The organism is Hymenobacter lucidus (genome assembly GCF_020447265.1).
In the GTDB taxonomy this organism is placed as follows: Bacteria; Bacteroidota; Bacteroidia; order Cytophagales; family Hymenobacteraceae; genus Hymenobacter; species Hymenobacter lucidus.
The window spans coordinates 286,520-310,901 of record NZ_JAJADR010000003.1; the positions used below are offsets into that span (position 1 = coordinate 286,520).

Here is a 24,382-nt window from a genome sequence, read left to right on the forward strand (position 1 = left end):
CTTGCTTACTACTGCTGGTAAACCCCGCTTGGTAGACCACTCAGGACGCAGGAAACCGGACGGCAACCGGCTTACCTAAGAAGCGGCCGTAGCGGCCGGCGGCCTCGGTTATAGCTGCCACCTGGGTCGTCGTCAGCACTACCGCGGGATACACGTCAACCACTACGGCGGCCTTCTGCACCGTGCGCCGCCACCGGCCCACGATACGCCCATCCAGCACCACCATACGGTTGTACTCCGAGTTGGGGTCAATGACCTTGACAACCGCGCTGGCCGGGTGAAATAACGCACTGCGGTCTTTGTAAGCCATACCATACTCGTCGTAGTCGGGCATCAAAAACGTGGCGCTGCCCGCCGGCCTACCAGCCGCTACCGCCTGCGGAACCAGGAAGTAATCCTGCCCCTGCATTTGCACTTGCTCCAGGTGGGGCTTCACCAGCGCCACACCCGTTTTCACCTGCTTCATCGTCAGGCTCGACCAGCCGGCAAAATCGGCCAGCGTGGCCGGGCCGCGGCTGGTGTAATAGCGCAGCGTTAGGGCGGCCAGGGCTGCTTCCGGAGTCAGGGTGGCCACCGGTGGCACCCGCTCGTCCAGCAGGGCGTAGGTAAACTGGTTGCCGCGCCGCGGGCCGCTGCAAATAAGCCCATCCAGCTCGGCGCGCATCATCAGGGTGCTTAGGCGCAGCCCGCTGGCTGCAATATTGTGCTCAGCCAGCGCTACTGCCAGCTCCTCCCGGGTAAGGTGGCGGCCACCCTCCAGGGCACGGGCCAGCACTTCGCCGCTGCGCCCAAAAGTGACTTCATCCAGCTCCGCCTGCCGGTAGGTATAGGCGCTGGCCCGAATGATGTGCGGGGCCGTGAGGGCCAGCAGCCAGCGAATATCCGGCGGGCTCACAAAGTGCCAGGTGGGCCGCAGCAGATGCGTGCGCAGGATGCGGCCGGCGTTGAAATCGGCTTCCACGGCCTCGTCGGTGCTACCCGGCACGCGCAGGCCAACTGCCCATTTGGCCATGCTGTATTCTTGGGCCTGCATAGCGCCCATCCAGGCCACGAGCTGGGCCGGCTGGGTAAATTCGGGGCTGGTAATGTGCTGGTTGGCTAGCCGCCGGCTCAGCAGCTCAGGGGTAGTCGTGCTCATGGGCGTAGTCAAATCTGGTTCGGGCGGCGGCGGGGAAGGTAGGTGGTGCTGGCGGCTTCAGCAATGAAAGTCCTTTCAAACTCCGTCAGGATAACTCAACAGCTACAAAAAAGCCCCGACCAACCGGCCGGGGCTTTCAGCAACAATGATAGTAACCGGTTTAACGGCTAATAACCAGCCGTTGCGTAAGCGTCTGCCGGCCCGACACTAGCCGGAGCAGATACACGCCCACCGGATACTGGCCGACCGGCACGCTCACCTTCTGCGGGCCCGCGCCGGTGCCGCTGGCAATGGTTTGCACGAGTCGGCCCTGCAAATCATAGAGCTGCAGCGAGTAGCCACCCGGCTGGGGCTGGCTGAAGCGCACCGTTACCAACCCAGCGCCGGGGTTGGGCGCTATGAGCAGCTCAGTGGCCGCCGCTGATGCCGCGCTGCCACTGGCCAGCGCGGTGCGGGCCTGGGTGCAGCTGGTGCCCACCGTGTAGCTGAAGGGTGTAGCGGCCGTGTTGCGCTCGGGGCCACCCGCACCTACTTGATACGTGAAATACAGGCTCGTTACCGTACCCCCGGCAATGGCTTTGGTGTAGGTAAAATCACCGGCCGCATTCTTGGTCATGGCATAGCCCGGGTAACCGCCGGTGCTGCCTTCGCGCAAATACAGGATAGCCAGGTTGCCGCCCACAGTAGCCCCAAGCGGATGGAACGTGAAGGTCACGTTGCCCCCGCTGGTTACCGCGCCGTAGCTGAAGTCGGCGGTAGTGGCGCAGTAGCCGCCGGAGCTGGTGCCGCCGGTTACCGTCACGGCTACGGCTGCCGAGGTCGTGGTGGCACCAGCATTATCGGTGGCTTTGGCAGTAAGCGAATAGGTGCCGGCCGCTACGCTCGTCCAGCTGAAGCTGTAGGGTGCCGAGGTATCGGTGCCGAGCAGCGTGGTGCCCCGGTAGAATTCTACTTTGCTGACTGTGCCGTTGGCATCGGCCGCGTTGGCCGTGATGGTAATCGTGGCTGGCGCGGTGAAGCTGGCGTTATTCGCCGGCGAAGTCAGGCTAACGGTAGGTGGCGTATTGGTGGGTGGGGTGCTGCCGCAGCTGCCTACTACCGCGCTGTGCGGCGTCTGGCTGGTGTTCCGCTCCCCACCTTCGGGCACGCTATAGGTGTAGTAGAAATACACTGTCTGCCCCGCGGCGGCATTCAGGGTGAAGGGTGTATTGGCTTGCACGACATAGCCCGGATAGGGCCCGGTGGCGGCAGTACCGTAATACAGCAGCAAAGTAGTGCTGCCCACGCCGGTGCGGCCGGGTACGAAGGTCAGCGTCGGGTTGGGGCTGGCCGACGACACGGAGTAGGTGTAGTCGCCATTGGTAGGGCCGCCGGTGCAGGTACCGGTCGGCGGGTTGGTGCCGCTGGTTACGCTTATGCTGGCCGCCGCCGAAGTCGTTACGGCCCCAGCGTTGTCGGTGGCTTTGGCCGAGAGAGAGTACGTGCCCACGGCCACACCGCTCCAGCTGTAGGCGTAAGGCGCGGTCAGGTCTTCGCCCAGCTTAGTGCTGCCCTGGAAGAACTCGACTTTGCTCACCATGCCGTTGGCGTCGGCCGCGTTGGCCGTGATGGTAATCGTGGCTGGCGCGGTGAAGCTGGCGTTATTGGTGGGCGAGGTCAGGCTGACGGTGGGCGGCGTGTTGGTGGAGCCGTCGGTATAGGTGAAGGCTAGTCGGCCTACGTTCAAGCCGCCCTGGGTAAAGGTGAGGCGCAGTATATGCTCCCCGGCCGGCAGGTTGAGGCCCGTTATGGTTTTGGTAGCCCAGGTGCCCCAGTTGCTGGTCGTTGTCACGGTCTGGGCGCTGCCCACGGCGCTGCCATCCACCGACAGCTGGAACGGTCCACCGCCTTCGGCATTGCCGGCCGCGTAGCGTAGCGCCAGCGTGTAGGTGCCAGCCGTAGCCACGTTCACGGTATACTCCAGCCACTCGCCGACATCTACCCAGCCCACGGTAGCGCCCTCGGCCGCATCGGTTACGGCATCTACGCTTTCGGTGGTGCGGAAAGCCACGGTTGGCGCGGGCTCAAACGTAGCCTGGTTGCCTTCCGAGGCATCATTATAAGCAATATCCTGGCCCTTGCCGCCAGCATACGTGTCGTACTTACCGGCCTCAATGGTGCCCGGAATGGCTTGCGGCGCACCCGTGAACGAAGTCTGCTTGCCCACCTGCACCGTGGCAATGTTGGTCACTTTAAACAGGGAGCCGGCAAACACTTTCGCGTAGAAGTTGTGAATGGCAACGGGCAGATTGGCCGCCGTGCGGGTGTAGGGTGCACTCGTCACGGTGCCTAGGGAAGTGCTGCCGTCGAAAAACTCGACGCCGGTAATGCCCGAGCCGGTGGTAGCCACGCTCAGCGTTACGCTGCCGTTGGCAGCTACTTCGGTGGCAGTGGCCGTGAGCGTGCCGGCCACGGCCACGTCGCGGCTGGTGGCCAGCTTGCGGGCTGGTACCGGCAGCGAGTAGCCGTCGGAGAAGAGGACGGTGATGGGCGCACTGCTGTAGTTGTGGGCCACGTAGGTTTTCTGGCCGTTCTTGTTGAACACGGCCGCCTCGGGGTTGTTGGCCGTCACGGTGGCGTCCACTTGGCCCAGGGCATTCATAGCGTGCAGCCAATAGTAGGTCTGGGCATCCGAGACGCCGAACTTGATGCTGCGGTTGGGGTAGGAATCGTAGAGCTGAATGGCTTTCACGGGGTCGATAAAGGCCAGATACTCCCAGAGCAGGTCGTGCCAGGTGTTGGGGTTGGCCTCGTTCTGCAGAATGCCGGTGTTCTGGGTAATTTCCGTCCAGAGCTTCTGCACGTAGGGCTTGTTCAGGCCCAGATACAGCGAGCCGCCGTGCATGGGGTACAATTGAATGCCGTAGACGGCCCGGATGTCGGGGGTCCAGAAGGTACCCGCGTCGTAGCCCGCGCCCCACACCCGGCCGGTTACGCTGTAGGCGTAGTCGGGCTGGAAAGTACGGTCATTCACGTCGAACCAGTATTCCTCAATGGCGGCCTGCTCGGTGGCGTAGAGGTAGATACCCAGGTCGCGCGTGGCTTTGTTATTGGTAATGGCGCCCCAGTGAATCAGGGACGAGTTGAACTGCATGCTTTCCGACGTGGACTCCTGGTTGTTGCCCTGCGGGAAGCTGGCGAAGCCGTCGGCCCAGGCGTGGCCAGCGTAGGGGTCGAAGTTGCGCAGAAACGGGAACTTGGTATCGGTGCGGCTCGGGTTGGCCGCGTCGCGGATGAGCATGTTCACCATCTCGCTCCACTGGCTGGCCCAGCCGGGCTGGTACTGCTCGACGAAGGCGGCGGCGTGAATAAAGTAGCCCCAGTGGAAATGGTGGTCGTTCAGGTTGTCGTCCTGGTGGTGGCCGGCCGGGTAGCCCAGCAGCGCCGACCACTTGGTGTCGTAGTAAAACAGGAAGGCCTTTTCGCCGCCTTCCACCGACAGCCAGTCTTCCAGCCGGGTCTTGATGGTGGCCAGAATCTTGTTGCGCGCTTCCACGTTGCCGGCCTCATCGGCAATGCGGGCCGTCTGGATCAGCTTGTTCATTTCCTGGCCCTCGTTGTAGGAGTCGGTCCACTCGGCCAGGCCGTTGTTTTGCAGGGCCTTTACCTTGTCGTTGAGCTTGACGGGGCTGAAACCGGCGCTGTAGTTATCCAGGTACGGCAGCGTGGGCAGCACGCCGTGGAAGGTGTAGGCCGTCGAAAAGGTGTTGCCGGCCAGCATTTTCAGCTGCCCCCGCACCGATGGATACACCTGCCCCGCCGGTTGGGCCGAGCCGCTGGCCAAATAGCCCCACTGGTGGGGCAGCAGGCCTTGCAGCACGGTGGTACCGGTGCCTTCCTTTACCGAAGGTGTCACGGTAAAGGTCGTTTTCACCACCGCCGTGCTTTCCGTGTACTGCCAACTCACCGTAGTGCTGGCCGGGAAAACGTAGGCGTACTTCTTGTAGTCGTTGGCGGCGGCCAGCGCGTCGGCGGCCGTCGGGTTTAGGAAGGCCATCGACCAGTAGGTCTTGCCGTTCAGCGTGGACGTGTAGGTGCCCGCGTTGTTGGTCCAGATGGAGCCTACCGGGGCGTACACAGCGTAGTCGGCCCCGTTGTAGGAGTCCCGGATGAGCAGCATTTCGTTGTTGATGGTCACCGTGCCCACCGTCACTTTCACCACGGCCACGTCGGCGGCGCCTTTGGTGAAGTACAGAAACGGCATGCCCATGCCCACGATGGCGTTGAAGTCGTTCGAGCCGCTGTGCCAGTTCATGGTCACGGTCCAGTCGGAGTAGTCTGCCACCGTGGCGCGCACGGCGTTTAGGCTCTGTACGCCCACCGTTACGGCCATTACGTCGCTGTTGGGCTGCCGGTACTCCTTGGGCCCCGAGGGTGGAATAATGTAGTTCACCACCAGCCCGGTTTCGTGGGTACGCAGGGCCAGCGGGTAGTTGAAGATGTTGTTGACGTGGTCCTTTTGCAGCTTGGCCGACCAGAATTCGTTGGTCGGCACCGGCTTGGTGGCCGCCACGCCACTCACGAGCGGGGAGCCGGGCGGCACGGCGTTGCGGCCGGCGGCATCGGTACCCGGAAACGTAGTGGTGTAGCTGCCCGCGCCCACGGGCACGATTTGGCTCAGGGCCGGCGCGGCGGCTAAGCTCAGTCCCAGGCAGGAAAGAGCCATCAGTTTCAGGGCGCGCAGCTTACGCGTCGCAGCGGACGGTGCCGGCCAATTGCCGGGCACGCGGTTAGGTAGGGATATACCCATTGGTAAAAAGGTTTTGGTGGGGTTATGGAAAGAAAGAGTGCGGCGAAAACAAGGCGGCTTGATGAACCGCAAATCAGCTCAACTGTGCCAAACGCGGGAGCCGATGAAAACCCAGCAACAGCAGTATAGACCAGAGGCAAAACCCGTTCTATGAAGCAGTTACATATCCAATCCAGCGAAGCTGTTCATATGCCCGGCACCTTTCTACCCAGCCTCAGCCCAACTTCCTCAACTATTGCGGCAAATAGCATTTCCACAGGGAAACCACTGGTAAAACCGAGCAGCCCAAAGCTAATTTTTTATCATTTCAACCCCTCTACCTGCTGAAAATAAACACTTTACACACAATGCAGCTTAGCCGGCAATTCTACCTGGTGCCCCACGCCGGTGGTGTTACGCAAGTGTATACCGGAGGCACCCGTTTCACTCAGAATACGCCGGCAGAAGCTAACTATCAGGCTATTATGCAAAAAGGCCGTGAGCAATAACTGGTATTGCCCACGGCCTTTGCCTTAGATGTTGCACGCACACGTATGGCGCTTACGGCACACTCTCAGGAATTACGAGCTGCATGAAAGCGTGGCGCAGCCGGGTTTCTCGCGGGCCCACTCGGGGCGCTTGGCGGCCAGCTCCTCATGCTCGGGCTGCTCGGCAAATGGGGTTTTGAGCACCTCCATCAGCCGGTTCAGCACCGATAAGTCGCCGGCTTCGGCGGCCTCAATAGCCTGTTGGGCCAGGTAATTACGCAGCACGTACTTGGGGTTGGCACCGAGCATCAATTCCCGAATGGCCTCCGGCGCGGCGGTTTCCTGCTGCAGGCGCGCCAGGTAGTGGCCCAGCCACTGCCGCAGCTGGGCTTCCTCCTCCGGAGCGGTAGAATACGAGGCCGCGACCAGCAGCTCCGTCCAAGCCGCTTCCGCCGATTCTGGATTCATCAGCACAACTGGGGCAGCATGGGAAAGGTGGCGGAAGAAAAGCGTCATATCCACTTCCGAGCCGGCCAGGGCTTCGTGCAGGGTTGCAAGCAGTGCCTTGTCTTCCTCGGCGGTCTGGCTCGTCAGGCCCAGCTTGCGCAGCAGCATCTCGTGGCGCTTAGCCTCAAAAGTGGCCGAGTACAAATCGAGGCCGGGGCGCAGCAGCTCGGGGTTTTCGACGAGGTGAGCCAGGGCCCGGGCCAGCTGCCAGAGGTTCCAGAGGCCCACGTTGGGCTGCTGCCCGTAGGCGTAGCGCCGGGAGCCGAAGTCAGTGGTGTTGGGCGTCCAGTCGGGGTCGTAGGGCTCCAGCCAGCCGTAGGGCCCGTAGTCGATGGTGAGGCCCAGGATGCTCATATTGTCGGTGTTCATCACCCCGTGCACAAAGCCTACCGACATCCAGTGCGCTAGCATAACGGCCGTGCGGCGGCAGATTTCCTCGAACCACCGCACGTACACTTCCGGTCCGGTAGGCTCGCCCAGCTCCGGGTAGTAGCGCCGAATTACGTAGTTGGCCAAGGCGCGCAGGTTATCTAGTTCACCGGCGGCGGCCATCATCTGGAAGTTGCCGAAGCGCACAAACGTAGGCGCCACCCGGGCCACGATGGCGCCCGGCTCGGCCTGGGGATTACCGTTGTAGAACATGTCGCGCACTACTTCGTCGCCGGTGCGCACCAAGCTCAGGGCCCGGGTAGTAGGCACGCCCAGGTAGTGCATGGCCTCGCTGCACAGAAACTCGCGCACCGAGGAGCGCAGCACGGCGCGGCCGTCGGCGCGGCGCGAGTAGGGCGTGGGGCCCGCGCCTTTCAGCTGAATTTCCCAGGGCGTGCCGTCGGCGGCAGTTACTTCGCCCAGCGAAATGGCGCGCCCGTCGCCGAGCTGCCCGGCCCAGGAGCCAAACTGATGTCCACCGTAGCGGGCCGCAAAGGGCTTCATGCTACCGGTTACGAGGTTGCCGGCCAGCGCATCCACGGCCGGGCCTCTTTCGGCGGGCCGGGCCAAGCCCAGGAAGGCGGCTAGCTCATCGGCCCAGGCCAGCAGGTGTGGGTCGGCCACGGGCGTGGGCACTACGCGCGAGTAGTGGTAGCCCGGTACCTGCCGGGGCCGGTTGTCGGCAGAAATTTCGCCGCGCAGCTCCGTTACGAAGGAGTTTTGAAATTCAGCCTGGTCGATGGTTGGAAGAGTAGCAGACATAGATGAGTAGTAGTCGAATTGGGTAGAAGCCGGGTCGGAAATTGGCGGCTGGTTTCAGCTAAACGCCTACCGGCCGGCCGCAAGTTCGCCAACAGCCGGCCGGCGTGCTTGTTTGCGGTAGTTTGGTGGTGCTTTAGCAATGGCAGTTCAGAGGCACAGCCTTGGGTATTCAGGCAGCTGTATGATATGTTAGGCAGGAATAATAGCTGGCGCGGCTTGTCTCTGCTAACATCCTACAACAAGATGCTAAAGGCTGGTACAGGCGCCAGACCGGGGAATTTAAATTTGTATACGCATCAGCTGGCATCCGTTCGGCCGGTGCGGCAGGCCTTGCTGACGCCTGCTTTTGCGGCCCGCCTCACCGGCAGCAGCTACACAAATTCTGCCCTGTTCCACCACCAGTCATCAACCGAAAAAGGAAAGCAATGCGGTTATCTTTTTCCTTGAGCGTTGGCAGTTGGCGGTGGCTGAGCAGCATCCTGCTGCTGCTGTTGCTACTCGGCCCGGCAGCGGCCTGGGCCCAGCGGCTGGCCGTGGCACGCCTGACGTGTGCATACCAGCCCCAGCCGCTGGGTGTTCAAACCCAGAAGCCTAACCTAAGCTGGGAACTGACCTCCGACCAGCGCAATACCACCCAAACCGCCTACCGCATTCTGGTGGCCGACAACGAGAAAAGCCTCGCCAAAAACACCGGCAACGTCTGGGATTCGCAGAAAGTAACGTCCGGCGCTTCCATCCAGGTACCGTACGCCGGGCCCGCTTTGCAGGCCACCAAAACGTACTATTGGAAGGTAATGACGTGGGACAACCACGGCAACGCCTCCGCGTGGAGCAAGCCAGCCCGCTGGCAGATGGGCTTGCTGTCGGCCGCCGACTGGCAGGGCGCGCAGTGGATAGCCTACGAAGAGCTGCCGGCCGAGCGGGTGAACGTGCTGCCCGTAGACGGCAAAAAGGACGACTACCTCGGCAACAACGTGTTGCCCTTGCTGCGCAAAGATTTCACGGTACCCAAGAAGCTGCAACGCGCTACGGCCTACGTGTGCGGCCTGGGGCAGTTTGAGCTGCACCTAAACGGGCAGAAGGTCGGCAACCACTTTCTCGACCCCGCCTGGACCAAATTTGACAAGCAGGCCCAGTACGTCACCTTTGACGTGACCGAGCAGCTGCGCAAGGGCACCAACACGGTGGGCGTGCTCCTGGGCAACGGCTTTTACTACGTGCCGCCGGTGAAAAACCGCTTCCGCAAGCTTAAATCGTCGTTCGGCTACCCCAAACTGCTGTGCCGCGTGGTGCTCGACTACCGGGATGGCACGAGCGAGAGTGTAGTGAGTGACGCCAGCTGGAAAACCGCCGCGGGCCCCGTCACTTTCAGCAGCATCTACGGCGGCGAAGACTACAACGCCAGCCTGGAACAGCCCGGCTGGGACGCCTCACGATTCAACGACAAAACGTGGAAACCGGTGGTACTGACCACCGGCCCCACCGAACTGAACGCCCAGATGGCTGAGCCGCTGAAGGTGCACGAAACTTTCACCAGCCAAAAAATCACGCCCGCTCAGCCCGGCAAGTGGGTGTACGACTTCGGGCAGAATGCCTCGGGCATTATCGAGCTGCAAGTGCAGGGCCGCGCCGGCGACACGGTGCGCATCACGCCGGCCGAACTGCTGGCCGCCGACGGCACTGTGAACCAGAAAAACAGCGGCCGGCCCTACTACTTTACTTACGTGCTGCGCGGTAGCGGCGTGGAAATGTGGCGGCCGCGCTTCAGCTACTACGGCTTCCGCTATGCCCAGCTGGAAGGCGGCGTGCTGAAGGACCAGGCCAACCCCACCAACCGCCCAGTAGTAATCAAGCTCACCAGCCTGCACACCCGCAACGCCGCGCCGTTTGTGGGTAAATTTGCGTGTTCCAACGACCTGTTCAACCGCACCAACACGCTGATTGACTGGTCCATCAAGAGTAACCTCGCCAGCGTGTTCACCGACTGCCCCCACCGCGAAAAGCTGGGCTGGCTGGAAGAAACCCACCTCATGGGTGCCTCCATCCGCTACCGCTACGACATTGCCAGCTTGTGCCGCAAAACCATTGCCGACATGCAGGCCTCGCAGCTACCTAACGGGCTGGTGCCGGAAATTGCGCCCGAGTACGTGAAGTTTGAGTGGGGCGGCGACATGTTCCGCGACTCGCCGGAGTGGGGCAGTGCCAGCGTCATTCTGCCTTGGTACGTGTACCAGTGGTACGGCGACCGGCAGGTGCTGGAAAGCAGCTACCCCATGATGCAGCGCTACGTCACCTACCTCGGCACCAAGGCCCAGGGCCACATCCTCAGCCAGGGCCTCGGCGACTGGTACGACCTCGGCCCCAAGCCGCCGGGCACTTCCCAGCAGACGCCCGTGGGCGTAACCGGCACCGCCACCTACTACTATGACCTCACGATTCTCAGCCAGGTAGCGCGCCTGCTAGGCAAGCCGCAGGAGGCTGCCGCCTATGACAAGCTGGCTGGTGAAGTGCGCACGGCTTTCAACCAGAAGTTCTTCAACCCCAGCACCAAACAGTACGCCACCGGCAGTCAGGCCGCCAACGCCATGGCCGTATACATGGGCTTGGTGGAGCCCCAACACAAAGCGGCCGTGGTGGAAAATCTGGTGCAGGACATCCGCAACCGCAACAACGCCCTTACGGCCGGCGACATCGGCTACCGCTACCTACTGCGCGTGCTGGAAGATGCGGGCCGTTCCGACGTCATTTTCGCCATGAACAACCGCACCGACGTGCCCGGCTACGGCTACCAGCTGGCCCAAGGCGCCACGGCCCTCACCGAATCATGGGCGGCGCTGCCGACGGTATCCAACAACCACTTGATGCTGGGCCACTTGCAGGAATGGTTTTACGGAGCCCTGGCTGGCATCCGGCCCGCTGATGAGGCCGTGGCGTTCAACAAAATCGACATTCAACCCGAGCCAGTGGGCGACGTGACCAGCACCAAAGCCAGCCATACGTCGCCCTACGGCCTGATTACCAGTGAGTGGAAGAAAACCGGCAACAGCTTCGAGCTGAAGACTACCATCCCGGCTAACACCACGGCCACCATCTACCTACCGGCCACGGCCACTTCTACTATTCTGGAAGGAACGCAGCCACTGGCCCGCCATCCGGAGCTTAAACTGCTGGGCATCGACCAAGGCAAAGTTCGCATCCAAACGGGTTCGGGCACTTACCATTTCACGGTCAGCACCCCGGCTAGCACCAACTGATTTTTACCTGCTTCTCGCATGAAACTGAAATCCACCTGCGTCCTTCTTTTCGCCTGTCTCAGCCAGACATACGCCCAGGCGCAAGCAGGCAAGCCCAAAGAGGTGACCGCCGCTGTGATGCAGAAGGTGTACGAGGAAGTGAAAACGCCCCACAAGTACGGCTTAGTGCTGGTGACAGACGACAACAAAAAGAAGATGGACTGCCCAAGCGTGTTTCGCAAAAACGGCCAGTGGTGGATGACCTACATCATTTATGACGGTCGCGGCTACGAAACTTGGCTGGCCCAGAGCAAGGACTTGTTGAAGTGGGAAACCAAGGGCAAAATCATGGCTTTCACCGACACCACCGACTGGGACACCAACCAGAAAGCCGGCTACGTGGCCTTGCAGGACTACAAATGGGGCGGCAGCTACGAGTGGCAGCCCTACCAAGGCAAGTACTGGATGTCGTATTTCGGGGGCAAGTCGCGGGGCTACGAGAAGGGCTTGCTGTCCATTGGCATGGCCTACACCGACAAGGACCCGACCACCGTGCACCAGTGGCAGCGCCTGCCCCAGCCAGTATTGCGCCCCGACGACAAGGACGTGCGCTGGTGGGAAAACCACACCATCTATAAAAGCTCGGTTATCTGGGACAAGAGCAAGCGCACCGGCCACCCCTTCGTGATGTACTACAACGCCAACGGCGACTCGCTGGACACCAAGCGCGGGGCCGAGCGCATCGGCATGGCCGTTTCGGACGACATGAAAAACTGGAGCCGCTACATGAAGAATCCAGTGCTCAACCACCACAAAGGCATCACCGGCGACGCCTACATCCAGCAGATGGATCAGGTGGACAAGGGGCTGTATGTGATGTTCTATTTCGGCGCCTTCTACCCCGGCGTATCAGGCGCCGTGAACCGCTTCGCCTGCTCCTACGACCTGAAAACCTGGACCGACTGGACCGGTGCCAACCTGATAGAGCCCTCGGAGCCCTACGACGAGCTATTCGCGCATAAGTCGTTCGTGGTGAAGCACAAAGGCGTGGCGTACCACTACTACTGCGCCGTCAACAAGCCCGACCAGCGCGGTATTGCCGTGGCCACTTCCAAGGACCTAGGCAAAAGCAAACTCACCTTTATTGCTCCACCCGTGAAGAAACCGAAAGAAGCAAAGTAGCGCAGACGAGGGGCCTCACCCCCCGGCCCCCTCTCCGAAAAGGAGAGGGGGAGCCTGACGACTATAACACAGCATCCTAATACAACCACAAGCCAGACCTACGCCGCCGTGGCTCCCCCTCTCCTTTTCGGAGAGGGGGCCGGGGGGGTGAGGCCCACCGCAAGAACGACAACTATGCCCCGTCTCATCTCATTCCTTCTGCTGCTGTTGTTGCTCGGTACCTGGCAAGCTGCCGACGCCAAGCCGCGGCCGGCGGGGCGAGTAGTGGCGGAGTTCAATAAGGGGTGGAAGTTCTTTCTTGGCGACGAACCTCAGGCCAAAGAGACGGCCTTCAACGATGCTAGTTGGCGGCAACTGACCTTGCCGCACGATTGGAGCATCGAGGGTAAATTCGATGAGAAGAACCCAGCTAAGCCGGAAGGTGGCGGCCTGCCCACCGGCATCGGCTGGTACCGCAAAACTTTCACGCTGCCCGCGGCCAACAACAAGCGCGTGTGCATCGAGTTTGATGGAGTGCAGCAGCACAGCGACGTGTGGGTGAACGGCCACCTCCTAGGACATCGGCCCAACGGCTACATTTCCTTCCGTTACGACCTGACGCCCTATTTGCGCCCCGCCGGCCAGCCCAACGTGCTGGCCGTGCGCGTCGATAATTCGGCGCAGCCGAACTCACGCTGGTACACCGGCTCGGGCATTTACCGCAACGTGCGCCTGGTGACCACCAATTCTGTGGCGGTGGACCACTGGGGCACCTTCGTGACGACGCCGCAGGTAAGCACCACGGCCGCCACGGTAGCCGTGCAAACGCAGATTCGTAACGCCACCGGTGGGTCACAGCAAGTGAACCTGGAAACGGTGGTGCTGGATGCGCAGGGCAAGGAAGTGGCTCGGCAGCTCACCAAAGGCGTTAATCTGACCGATTCGATTACTCGCGTAGCTCAAAGCCTCAACCTGAATAACCCGCAGCTGTGGTCAACCACGCGGCCCTACTTGTATCGGGTGCAAACCACAGTGCTTCAAGGCAAGAAAATTATTGATTCCTATAGCACACCGCTGGGTGTGCGCACCGCTGTGTTTGGCCCCCAGGGTTTCCTGCTGAACGGTCAGGTGCTGCGTATTCAGGGGGTCAACCAGCACCACGACCTGGGGGCGCTGGGGGCAGCTTTCAACGTGCGGGCCGCTGAGCGGCAACTGGAAATCCTGCGGACTATGGGCTGCAACGCCATCCGCATGTCGCACAACCCGCCCGCGCCCGAACTGCTCGACCTGTGCGACCGAATGGGCTTTCTGGTCATGGACGAGGCTTTCGACCAGTGGCAGAAAAAGAAGAACAGCAAAGATTACCACCTCGACTTCCCGCAGTGGCACCGCCGCGACCTAGAGGATATGGTGCTCCGTGACCGAAACCACCCGTCGGTGTTCATTTGGAGCATCGGCAACGAAATCCGGGAGCAATTCGACAGCACCGGCACGCGCTTGGCCAAGGAGTTAACCGCCGTTGTGAAGCGCCTCGACTCCACCCGGCCTGTCACGTCGGCGCTGACAGAACAGGAGCCCGACAAGAACTTCATCAGCCAAGCGGGAGTGCTCGACGTGCTGAGCTTCAACTACAAGCACGCGGAATACCCCAAACTGCCCCAGCGCTTCCCCGGCCAAATCTTCCTGGCCACCGAAACCGCCGCCGCCTTCGAAACCCGCGGCCACTACGACCTGCCCTCCGACAGTGTGCGCGTTTGGCCGCTGGATGGCAAAACCAAGTTCACTACAGGCAACACCGACTTCACGGCCTCCAGCTACGACAACGCCCGGCCCTATTGGGGCGCCACCCACGAAGCCGCCTGGGGCGCCCTCAAGCAGAACCCTCACCTAACCGGCACCTTCGTGTGGTCGGGTTTCGATTACCTCGGCGAGCCGCTACCCTACCCCTGGCCGGCGCACAGCTCCTATTTCGGTGTCATCGACCTGGCCGGCTTCCCCAAGGACGCCTACTACCTCTACCAGAGCGAGTGGACCACCCAGCCCGTGCTGCACCTGCTGCCTCACTGGACCTGGCGCCCCGGTCAAACCGTGGACGTATGGGCCTACTACAATCAGGCTGATGAAGTGGAACTGCTCCTGAACGGCAAGTCGCTCGGTACCAAAAAGAAGGCCCCCAACGACCTACACGTATTCTGGCGCGTACCCTACGCCCCCGGTACGCTGCAAGCTGTGTCGCGCAAAGGAGGCCAAACCGTGCTGACACGCACCATCAACACCGCCGGCCCCGCCGCCAAAATCGAGCTAACCGCCGACCGTAGCAAGCTGCAAGCCGACGGCAAAGACCTCTCCTTCCTGACGGTGCGGGTGTTGGATGCCGCCGGCAACTTGGTACCCAATGCCCCCAACCTGGTGAAGTTCGCCGTCAGCGGCCCCGGCTTCGTGGCGGGCGTGGACAACGGCTACCAAGCCAGCCTGGAACCCTTCAAAGCCGACTCCCGCAAAGCTTACAACGGCATGTGCCTAGCCATCATCCAGACCAGCGAGAAAGGTGGCACCATCACGGTGCAGGCCACGGCAGAAGGGTTGGCACCAGCTACAGTAACGCTGACGAGCCGGTAGTGCGCCTCACCCCCCAGCCCCCTCTCCGAAAAGGAGAGGGGGAGCCAGCCGAATAAAGAAGTAATCGAAGACACAATGACTGACTCCTTCTTACATAATCCTATCGCCCATCCAAACCTGCGCCGCCGTGGCTCCCCCTCTCCTTTTCGGAGAGGGGGCCGGGGGGTGAGGCTCTTTGTCTGGGCCGCTTTCCTGCTCCTACTGCCCTTTGCAGCCAGCGCCCAGGAAGCCAGCGTGTACTTCTTCCCCGGCGTATCTAACCCGCCTAAAATCTACCCCACGGAGGCCGACGGCTACCAGGTTCCGCAGATTACCGAGCTGAACCGGGACCCGTCGCGGGCCACGGCCTACTCCTTCCCCACCGAAAAAGACGCCCTGCTTGGCGACCGGACCAAAACGCCGCGACTGCTGAATTTGAATGGCAACTGGGACTTCAGCTTCGCCAGTAAGCCCGCTGATGCGCCTAAGGACTTCTACAAGAGCCGCGTGAGTGGCTGGAAACAGCTGGCCGTGCCTGCCAACTGGGAAATGAACGGCTACGACCTGCCGATTTACAAGAGCGCCAAATACCCGTTTCGGCCCGTGAATCCGCCCTTTGTGCCGCAGGACTACAACGGCGTGGGCTCCTACCAACGCACGTTTACGGTGCCCGCTGGCTGGCAAAATCAGAACGTGACGCTGCATTTCGGCGGCGTCAGTTCGGCGTTTAAAGTGTGGGTGAACGGCAAGTTTCTGGGCTACGGCGAAGACAGCTGTTTGCCCTCGGAGTTCAACGTGACGCCCTACCTGCAAGCCGGCGAAAACGTGGTATCGGTGCAGGTGATGCGCTGGTCGGATGGCTCGTATCTGGAAGACCAGGACCACTGGCGGCTCAGCGGCATCTACCGGGAAGTGCTGCTGCTGGCCGAGCCGAAAATGCGCCTGGCCGACTTCCACTGGCAAGCCAAACTCGACAAGCAGTACAAAGATGCGGTGCTCAGTATCCGTCCGCGCCTGGAAAACCTGACTGGCAACAACGACCTCACGGGCTATCAGGTGAAGGCCCAGCTCTACGACAAAGCCGGCAAAGTGGTGCTCGACCAGCCCCTGCAACGCACCGCCGAAAGCATCATCAACGAGCCCTACCCCCGCCTCGACAACGCCAAGTTTGGCTTGCTGGAAACCACCATCCGCAACCCGCTGAAGTGGAGCGACGAAGCGCCCAACCTCTACACGCTGGTCCTGACCCTGACCGATAAATCCGGCGCGGTGCTGGAAGCCAAAAGCTGTAAAGTCGGCTTTCGCAGCATTGAATTCTCGAAGGATAACGGCAAGCTGCTCATCAATGGCAAGCAAACCTACCTCTACGGCGTCAACCGCCACGACCACCACCCCACCAAGGGCATGGCCGTGTCGCGGGAGGATATTCGGGAGGATGTGCGCACGCTCAAGCAGTTTAATTTCAACTGCATCCGCACCAGCCACTACCCCAACGACCCGTATTTCTACGACCTCTGCGACGAGTACGGCATTCTGGTAATAGACGAAGCCAACCTGGAAACCCACGGCCTGGGCTCCAAACTCAGCAACGACCCGGCCTGGACCGCGGCCTACCAGGAGCGCAGCATGCGCATGGCCCTACGCGACAAAAACCACCCCAGCATCATCTTTTGGAGCCTTGGGAACGAGTCGGGGCGCGGGCCCAACCACGCGGCCATGGCGGCCTGGCTGCACGATTTCGACATCACCCGGCCCATCCACTACGAGCCGGCCATGGGCGACCCGCACGTGGAAGGCTACATCGACCCCAACGACCCCGCCTACCCCAAAAACCACGCCTACCGCATCCAAACGCCCCGCGACCAGGCCTACGTGGACATGGTGAGCCGTATGTACCCCGGCTTGTTTACGGGCGAGCTACTGGCCAACCAGCAAAACGGCGACACCCGGCCGATTTTCTTCTGTGAATACGCCCACTCCATGGGCAACGCCACCGGCAACATGAAGGAATTCTGGGACGGCTGGCGCGCCACCAAGCGCGTGATTGGCGGCTGCATCTGGGAGTTCAAAGACCAGGGCCTGGAGAAGCGCGACTCCACCGGCACAGCCTTCTACGCCTACGGCGGCGACTTCCAGGAGAAGTACTACGACGACTTCACCATCAAAGGTATTGTGGCTTCCGATGGCAAGCCCCACGCAGCCATCTACGAATGCAAGCGGGTGTACCAGCCGCTGGAAAGTACGCTGACTGATGCTAGCAAAAGCCTAGTGAAAGTCGAGAACCGGCACGCTCTGAAGTCGGGTGCTGACTACGCGGTGGCGCTGGTGGTGCGTGAGGATGGCCGGGTGGTAAGCACTAAGCCATTGCCGCGGCTGCAGCTGGCGGCTGGCCGCGACACAGTGCTCAACCTCAAGCCTTACTTGCCCAAATTCAAAGCTGGCGCAGAGTATCTGGCTACCATTTCCTTCACCTTGCCCGAGGCTACTGGCTGGGCTCCGAAAGGCCACGAAGTAGCCAGCAACCAGTTTGCCCTCACCGGCCTGGCAGCTCCCGCCACCGCCCGCAAGCCACAAGGCGCCATAGCCGTACGCGATGAAGCCGCAGCCTACACGCTAAGCGGCAAGGATTTCCAGGTGACTATCGACAAGACCACCGGCGCGCTGACCTCCTACCGCCACCGTGGCACCGAGCAGCTGGCCACGCCCCTGCTGCCGCACTTCACCCGCCCGCTCACCGACAACGACCGGCGCGGCTGGAAGGCCGACAAGAAGCTGAAAGAGTGGTTTGCGGCCGAGCCCAAGCTGCAAAGCCTGACTGTCAACAAGTCGAACCCCAGCCAGCCCAGCCTCACCAGCACCTACTCGCTCATCGACGGTAAAACCACGATGCGCGTGATATATACCCTGAACAGCGACGGGGCCCTAAAAGTAGACTATGCCCTCACGCCCGCCGCTGGCCTGCCTAACATTCCGCGGGTGGGTATGCAGGTCGGCATCAAGCGCGCCTACGATAACATCAGCTTCTACGGCCGCGGGCCCATGGAAAATTACATCGACCGGCGCTACGGCTTCGACGCGGGGATCTACAGCCAGCCCATCAAGGAGTTTGCCGATTCCTACGTGGTGCCCATGGAGTACGCCAACCGCACCGACGTGCGCTGGATGCACCTCGCCGACAAGCAAAACACCGGCCTGCTGGTGGTAGCCGACAGCCTTCTAAGCATGAGCGCCTGGCCCCACACCGAACAGAACATCCAGAAAGCCCGCCACACCAACAAGCTTCAGGATGCCGGTTTCATCACCCTCAACATCGACCTGGCGCAAATGGGCGTCGGCGGCAACACCAGCTGGGACGCCCAAGCCGCTCCCATCGACAAGTACCAGCTGCCCGCCAAACCCTACAGCTACAGCTTCTACCTGCTGCCCTTAGCTGGTAAAAAGACGGATATCAGCACCCTGGCCCGCAAAGTCCGGTTTTCCAGCAAGCAGGGCGCTGGGGAATACAAACCGTCTACTGTCGGCAGCACCGGCAAACTGTAGCATGAACCGTAGGCTCTCTCCTTCTTCCCTCACGTGCGGCCTGCTATTCAGCCTTGCCTCCTGCGTAGCCAGCCAAACGGCGCAGGCTCAATCCAGTGCGCCTGCGGTTGACCTGCAAGCCGCCTTTCAAAACCCGCCGGAGGCCGCCAAGCCGTGGGTGTTCTGGTACTGGATGAACGCCGCCGTGACGCCCGAAGGCATCACCGCCGACCTAGAAGCCATGCGCGAAGCGGGCATTGGGGGCGCCTACCTCATGCCGATTAAGGGCGTGGAAAATCCGCCGGCCATTACGCCGCCGGCCGTGCAACTCTCGCCGCGCTGGTGGCAGATGGTGAAGCACGCCATGACCGAAGCCGACCGCCTCAACCTGAAGCTGGCCATGCACGTCAGCGACGGGTTTGCGCTGGCGGGCGGCCCCTGGATTACGCCGGAGCTGTCCATGCAGAAGGTAGTATACACCCAAACCCAGGTGCAAGGCGGCCGGCGCATCAGCCAGGTGCTGCCCAAAGCCACCACCGTGCAGGACTACTACCGCGACATTGCGGTGTACGCCTACCCCACCCCAACGGGCGCTACTACTCCTGCCGTTAAGCCGCAGGTAACGAGCAGTATAGCCGGCACTAAGCCGGAACTACTGGCGGTAGCAGGCAATAAAGAAGGATTCAAAACCAGTGAGCCAGGCTGGATTCAATACGCCTACGCGCAGCCGTTTACCTGCCGCTCCATCCGTATCCGGTCCAGCGGCTATAACTACCAGGCCAACCGCCTGCGGGTGGAAGCCAGCACCGACGGCCGTACCTTCCGGCCCATCCTGCAACTAACGCCGCCCCGCAGCGGCTGGCAGGACAGCAGCGCCGTCACGCACGCCATTCCGGCCACCACGGCGCGGTTTTTCCGCTTCGTGTACGACCCGGCCGGCTCGGAACCGGGCGCCGAGGACCTCGATGCGGCCAAGTGGAAACAGTCGTTGAAGGTGACCGAAATTCGGCTGTCGGGTGAGGCGCGCATCAACCACTACGAAGGCAAAAACGGCGAAGTATGGCGCGTGAGCCCGCGCACTACCACCCAGCAGCTCCCCGATTCGCTGTGCGTGCCGCTCAATAAAGTGGTCAGTCTCAGCGGCAAGATGGATGCCAGCGGCCGCCTAACGTGGCAAGCGCCACCCGGCAACTGGACAATCCTGCGCGTAGGGCACGGCTCGACCGGCCAAATCAATACCACTGGCGGCGGGGCCCGCGGCTTAGAGTGCGACAAGTTCAACCCCGCAGCCGTCAAGCTGCAATTCGACAGCTGGTTCGGCGAGGCCATCCGCCAGGGCGGGCCGGAGCTGGCTGCTCGGGTGCTGAAGATGTTTCATGTGGACAGCTGGGAGTGCGGCTCGCAGAACTGGTCCACCAACTTTGCCGCCGAGTTTCAGCAGCGCCGCGGCTACGACTTGCTGCCCTACCTGCCGGTACTAGCCGGGGTGCCTCTGCAAAGCGCCGACGTATCGGAGCGGGTGTTGTTTGACGTGCGCCAGACCATTGCCGAGCTGGTGAACGACAAGTTCTACGCGACGCTAAAAGAGCAGGCCCACGCCAAAGGCTGCACGTTTTCGGCCGAAGCCATTGCGCCCACCATGGTCAGTGACGGCCTGCTGCACTACCAGCACGCCGACGTGCCGATGGGCGAGTTCTGGCTGCGCAGCCCCACCCACGACAAGCCCAACGACATGCTCGACGCCGTGTCGGGTGCCCACATCTACGGCAAAAACATCGTGCAGGCCGAGGCCTTTACCGAGCTGCGCCTAGCCTGGGACGAGCACCCTGGCATGCTGAAAGCCCTCCAGGACCGCAACTACGCGCTGGGTGTCAACCGGATGGTGTACCACGTGTTCGTGCATAATCCCTGGCTCAACCGCAAGCCGGGCATGACGCTGAGCGGCATCGGTCTGTTCTTCCAGCGCGACCAAACCTGGTGGAAGCCCGGCCGCGCCTGGGTGGACTACGCCCGCCGCTGCCAAGCCCTGCTGCAACTCGGCCACCCCGTAACCGACGTGGCAGTTTTCACCGGCGAGGAAACCCCGCGCCGCGCCATCCTGCCTAATAAGCTGGTCCCTGACCTACCGGGTATTTTCGGGCCGCAGGCCGTGCAAGTGGAACAAAAGCGCCTCGCCAACGTGGGCCTGCCCATGCGCGAGCAGCCGGAAAAAGTGTCGGCTTCAGCCAACATGGAAACCGCCGATATGCTGGTGGACCCGCTGCACGGCTACAAGTACGATTCGTTCAATAAAGATGCGCTGCTGCGCTTGGCGAAGGTGGAAAACGGCCGCATTGTGCTGCCCGGCGGAGCCAGTTACGGCCTGATGGTGGTGCCAGGAGCCCAGAAGATGAACCCCGACAGCACCGCCATGTCGCCGGCCGTGGCCCAGCGTTTGCGTGAGTTGGTGCAGGCCGGAGCTACCGTGCTGCTTAACCGTCGCCCAACTCACTCGCCGGAGCTGCGCAATTTCTCTAAAGCCGATCAGGAAATCCAGCAGCTTACCGCGCAGCTACCGGCCGCGAATGGCCCCACGGCTTCCGCCGCCGTAGCGCCGTTGTCGTTCGGACAAGGCCGGGTGGTACAAGGGCCGTACATGGCTAACTCGTTTGAGGTGCTGGGCTTGGCGCGCGACGTGGTAGCTAACACCGCCAATGGCCAACAGGCCCGCGGCATTGCCTGGACCCACCGCGCCGGGGAAGGGTTCGACATCTATTTCATTTCCAACCAGCTGGATTCGGCGCGCACCCTTGACTTGTCGTTGCGGGTAGCAGGGCGCAAGCCGGAACTGTGGGACGCCGTGACCGGTGAAATCCGGCCGGCGCAAAACTGGCTTAACGAGAACAACCGGACGCGCCTGCCGCTGTACCTGGACCGCAACACCTCGGTGTTTGTGGTGCTGCGGGAGCCGACCACGCAAACCACCGTTTCGGCGGGCATGAACTGGCCTAAGCTGGTGCCGACCCAAACGCTCACTGGACCGTGGAAGGTCAGCTTCGACGCCAAGCAGCGCAGTCCGGCGCAGCCTGTTACGTTCAACCAGCTCACCGACTGGAGCCAGCATTCCGACGACGCTATCCGCCACTATTCCGGCACCGCCGAGTACACCCAAACCTTCCGCTGGAAAAGCAAAAAGCGCCCGCAGCAACGCGTGTGGCTGGAGCTAGGACAGGTGGCGAACCTGGCGGAGGTTCAGCTCAACGGCAAGCCCGTCGGCACCGCCTGGACTGCCCCCTACCGCCTCGATATCACCGATGCCGTGCGGAAAGGCGACAACCAACTCCGCATCCTCGCCACCAACACCTGGGCCAACCGCCTCATCGGCGACCAGGCCCTCCCCGCCGACCAGCGTCCCACCTGGACGCCCGCCCCTTCCCCCGCCGCCACCAAGCCCCTGCTGCCTGCCGGCCTGCTAGGCCCCGTGACCATCAGCGTTTCCACTGAATCAACACCTTCAAAATAGGCCTTGCAATAATAGACCGTCATGCAGAGGCGGAGCCGAAGCATCTCGCGTGCTGACGTTGGATTACTACTCTCACATCAGCACGCGAGATGCTTCGCTGTGCTCTGCATGACGGCCATATTTACTTACTACCATGACCTTTCCCACCCATAAATTACTCGCTGCGGCACTGCTGTTGGGCGCAATAGCGACCCGGCCGGCGGCGGCCCAGCAAAAGGCCCTGACCAACACTTCCGCCAGCACCCACGCCAAGCTCAGCAGCGTGGACATGGGCGGCGCGACTTGGACTACCGGCTTCTGGGCCGAGCGGTTTGATGTGTGCCAGAAGTCGATGATTCCGACCATGTGGGCTCTGTACCACTCCGACCGGAACCACGCGTACAAGAACTTCGAAATTGCCGCCGGCTTGGAAAAAGGCGAGCACAAAGGCCCACCCTTCCACGATGGCGACTTTTTCAAACTACTCGAAGCCCTGGCCGCTTCCTATGCCGTCACCCACGACCCCAAGCTGGACAAGCAGCTCGACGAAGCCATTGCCCTAATTGCCAAGGTGCAGCGGGCCGATGGCTACATCAGCACGCACAGCACCATCGCCGAGCTGAACAATCCGGGCCAGAAGGCGGCCTTCAAGGACCGGCTGAACTTCGAGACCTACAACCTGGGCCACCTGATGACGGCGGCCTGCGTGCACTACCGCGCCACCGGCAAGACGTCGATGCTGGACCTGGCTAAGAAGTCCACGGACTACCTCTACAACTTCTATAAAAGAGCCTCGCCGGAACTGGCCCGCAACGCCATCTGCCCTTCACACTACATGGGCGTGGTGGAAATGTACCGCACCACCCGCGACCCGCGCTACTTGGAGCTGGCCCAGAGCCTGATCAACATTCGGGGCTTGGCTGCTGAAATCGGTACCGACGACAACCAGGACCGGATTCCGTTTCGGCAGATGCAGAAGGCTGGCGGCCACGCGGTGCGGGCCAACTACCTCTTCGCGGGCGCGGCCGATGTGTACGCCGAAACCGGCGACAAAACCCTGCTCACGACCCTGGACCGGATGTGGGACGACGTAACCCAGCACAAAATGTACGTGACTGGAGCCTGTGGCGCGCTCTACGACGGGGTTTCGCCGGACGGCACCGCCTACAAGCCCGACACGGTGCAGAAAATCCACCAAGCCTACGGGCGCGACTACCAGTTGCCCAACCACACGGCCCACGGCGAAACCTGCGCCAACATCGGCAACGTGCTCTGGAACTGGCGGATGCTGCAAGTAACCGCCGACGCCAAGTACGCCGACGTGCTCGAAACAGCCCTTTACAACAGTGTATTGTCGGGCATCAGTCTGGATGGGCAGCGGTTCTTGTATACCAACCCGCTGGCGTACTCGGCGGCGTTGCCATTTTCGCAGCGGTGGTCGAAGGAGCGGGTGGACTACATCAGCCTCTCCAACTGCTGCCCGCCCAACGTGGTGCGCACCATTTCGGAGGTCAACAACTACCTCTACAGCGTGTCGGACAAGGGCCTGTGGCTGAACCTGTACGGCGGCAACAATCTCAACACCAAGCTCAAAGACGGCTCCCCCATCAAGCTCACCGAGGAAACCAACTACCCCTGGGACGGCGCCGTGAAACTGACGCTGAGTGAGACGCCGAAGAAGCCGTTTTCATTGTTTCTGCGGGTGCCGGGCTGGTGCGAAGGAGCCACGCTGCTCGTGAATGGCAAGCCCGAATCAACGACCCTAAAGCCCGGTACCTACGCTGAAGTAAACCGCCGCTGGAAAGCCGGCGACAAGGTGGAATTGAGCTTGCCGATGCCCGCGCAACTCGTTGAAACCAACCCACTGGTAGAGGAAAACCGCAACCAAGTGGCCGTGAAGCGCGGCCCCGTGGTCTACTGCCTCGAAGCCAACGACCTGCCCGCCGGCAAACCCCTAAGCGGCCTGCTCATACCCGCCAACGCCACCCTCACCCCGCGCCACACCACTGTAGCCGGCTCCGATATTGTGTGGCTGGAAGGCCAGGGCGAGTTCGTGGACAATTCGGCGTGGAAAGGCAAGCTCTACCACCCCATTACTAAGCCCCAAACCACACCCGTGCCCTTCAAGCTTGTTCCCTACTACGCCTGGGGCAACCGCGGCTTAGGAGATATGCAAGTGTGGCTGCCGGTGAGCCGGTAATTACTTTACCACAATCAGAGTAAAGTCATGAGCTAATTCTCCTCCTCTGCTGATGTTGCACATCAAGCAAGGAGAGGAACCAGACTATCTTTCCCGCG

At 61.7% G+C, this 24,382-nt stretch carries 9 protein-coding genes; 6 read left to right on the plus strand and 3 right to left on the minus strand.

The features are described from left to right. Positions 1 to 40: 40 nt before the first annotated feature. The 3 genes from LGH74_RS12725 to LGH74_RS12735 form a co-directional block, all read right to left on the minus strand. Positions 41 to 1,138, minus strand: coding sequence for a winged helix DNA-binding domain-containing protein (locus LGH74_RS12725; RefSeq protein WP_226176288.1), 1,098 nt, complete (start codon positions 1,136 to 1,138; stop codon positions 41 to 43). A 160-nt stretch (positions 1,139 to 1,298) separates the two neighbouring features. After that, the gene (locus tag LGH74_RS12730; protein WP_226176291.1) at positions 1,299 to 5,927 is read right to left on the minus strand and encodes a glycosyl hydrolase; all 4,629 of its coding nucleotides are present in this window, start codon (positions 5,925 to 5,927) and stop codon (positions 1,299 to 1,301) included. 560 nt (positions 5,928 to 6,487) lie between these two features. Then, positions 6,488 to 8,092 (minus strand): protein adenylyltransferase SelO, encoded by a 1,605-nt coding sequence (locus LGH74_RS12735; protein ID WP_226176293.1) that lies wholly within the window; start codon positions 8,090 to 8,092, stop codon positions 6,488 to 6,490. Between the two features lie 443 nt (positions 8,093 to 8,535). Between LGH74_RS12735 and LGH74_RS12740 the strand changes: the two genes are divergently transcribed. The 6 genes from LGH74_RS12740 (at position 8,536) to LGH74_RS12765 (ending at position 24,284) form a co-directional block, all read left to right on the plus strand. Then, a complete protein-coding gene (locus tag LGH74_RS12740; protein WP_226176295.1) occupies positions 8,536 to 11,346 on the plus strand; it encodes a family 78 glycoside hydrolase catalytic domain in 2,811 nt (936 codons plus the stop codon). Positions 11,347 to 11,364: 18 nt separating this feature from the next. Then, positions 11,365 to 12,507: a glycoside hydrolase family protein gene (locus LGH74_RS12745; RefSeq protein WP_226176297.1), complete on the plus strand. Its 1,143-nt coding sequence runs from the start codon at positions 11,365 to 11,367 to the stop codon at positions 12,505 to 12,507. A 174-nt stretch (positions 12,508 to 12,681) separates the two neighbouring features. Next, a complete protein-coding gene (gene galB / locus LGH74_RS12750; RefSeq protein ID WP_226176299.1) occupies positions 12,682 to 15,105 on the plus strand; it encodes a beta-galactosidase GalB in 2,424 nt (807 codons plus the stop codon). Between the two features lie 165 nt (positions 15,106 to 15,270). After that, on the plus strand, positions 15,271 to 18,624 hold the full coding sequence (locus tag LGH74_RS12755; protein ID WP_226176301.1) for a glycoside hydrolase family 2 TIM barrel-domain containing protein: 3,354 nt from the start codon (positions 15,271 to 15,273) through the stop codon (positions 18,622 to 18,624). Between the two features lies 1 nt (position 18,625). Further along, positions 18,626 to 22,105 (plus strand): glycosyl hydrolase, encoded by a 3,480-nt coding sequence (locus LGH74_RS12760; RefSeq protein WP_226176303.1) that lies wholly within the window; start codon positions 18,626 to 18,628, stop codon positions 22,103 to 22,105. Between the two features lie 133 nt (positions 22,106 to 22,238). After that, entirely contained in the window at positions 22,239 to 24,284 is a 2,046-nt protein-coding gene (locus tag LGH74_RS12765; protein WP_226176305.1) for an aceric acid hydrolase, read from the plus strand. Positions 24,285 to 24,382: the final 98 nt, after the last annotated feature.

What these genes read in the sequence shown, in the direction of transcription:
- LGH74_RS12760 (WP_226176303.1), top strand. Translation starts at nt 18,626, where the DNA reads ATGAACCGTAGGCTCTCTCCTTCTTCCCTCACGTGCGGCCTGCTATTC.
- LGH74_RS12745 (WP_226176297.1), top strand. Translation starts at nt 11,365, where the DNA reads ATGAAACTGAAATCCACCTGCGTCCTTCTTTTCGCCTGTCTCAGCCAG.
- galB (WP_226176299.1), top strand. Translation starts at nt 12,682, where the DNA reads ATGCCCCGTCTCATCTCATTCCTTCTGCTGCTGTTGTTGCTCGGTACC.
- LGH74_RS12730 (WP_226176291.1), bottom strand. Translation starts at nt 5,927, where the DNA reads ATGGGTATATCCCTACCTAACCGCGTGCCCGGCAATTGGCCGGCACCG.
- LGH74_RS12735 (WP_226176293.1), bottom strand. Translation starts at nt 8,092, where the DNA reads ATGTCTGCTACTCTTCCAACCATCGACCAGGCTGAATTTCAAAACTCC.
- LGH74_RS12765 (WP_226176305.1), top strand. Translation starts at nt 22,239, where the DNA reads ATGACCTTTCCCACCCATAAATTACTCGCTGCGGCACTGCTGTTGGGC.
- LGH74_RS12725 (WP_226176288.1), bottom strand. Translation starts at nt 1,138, where the DNA reads ATGAGCACGACTACCCCTGAGCTGCTGAGCCGGCGGCTAGCCAACCAG.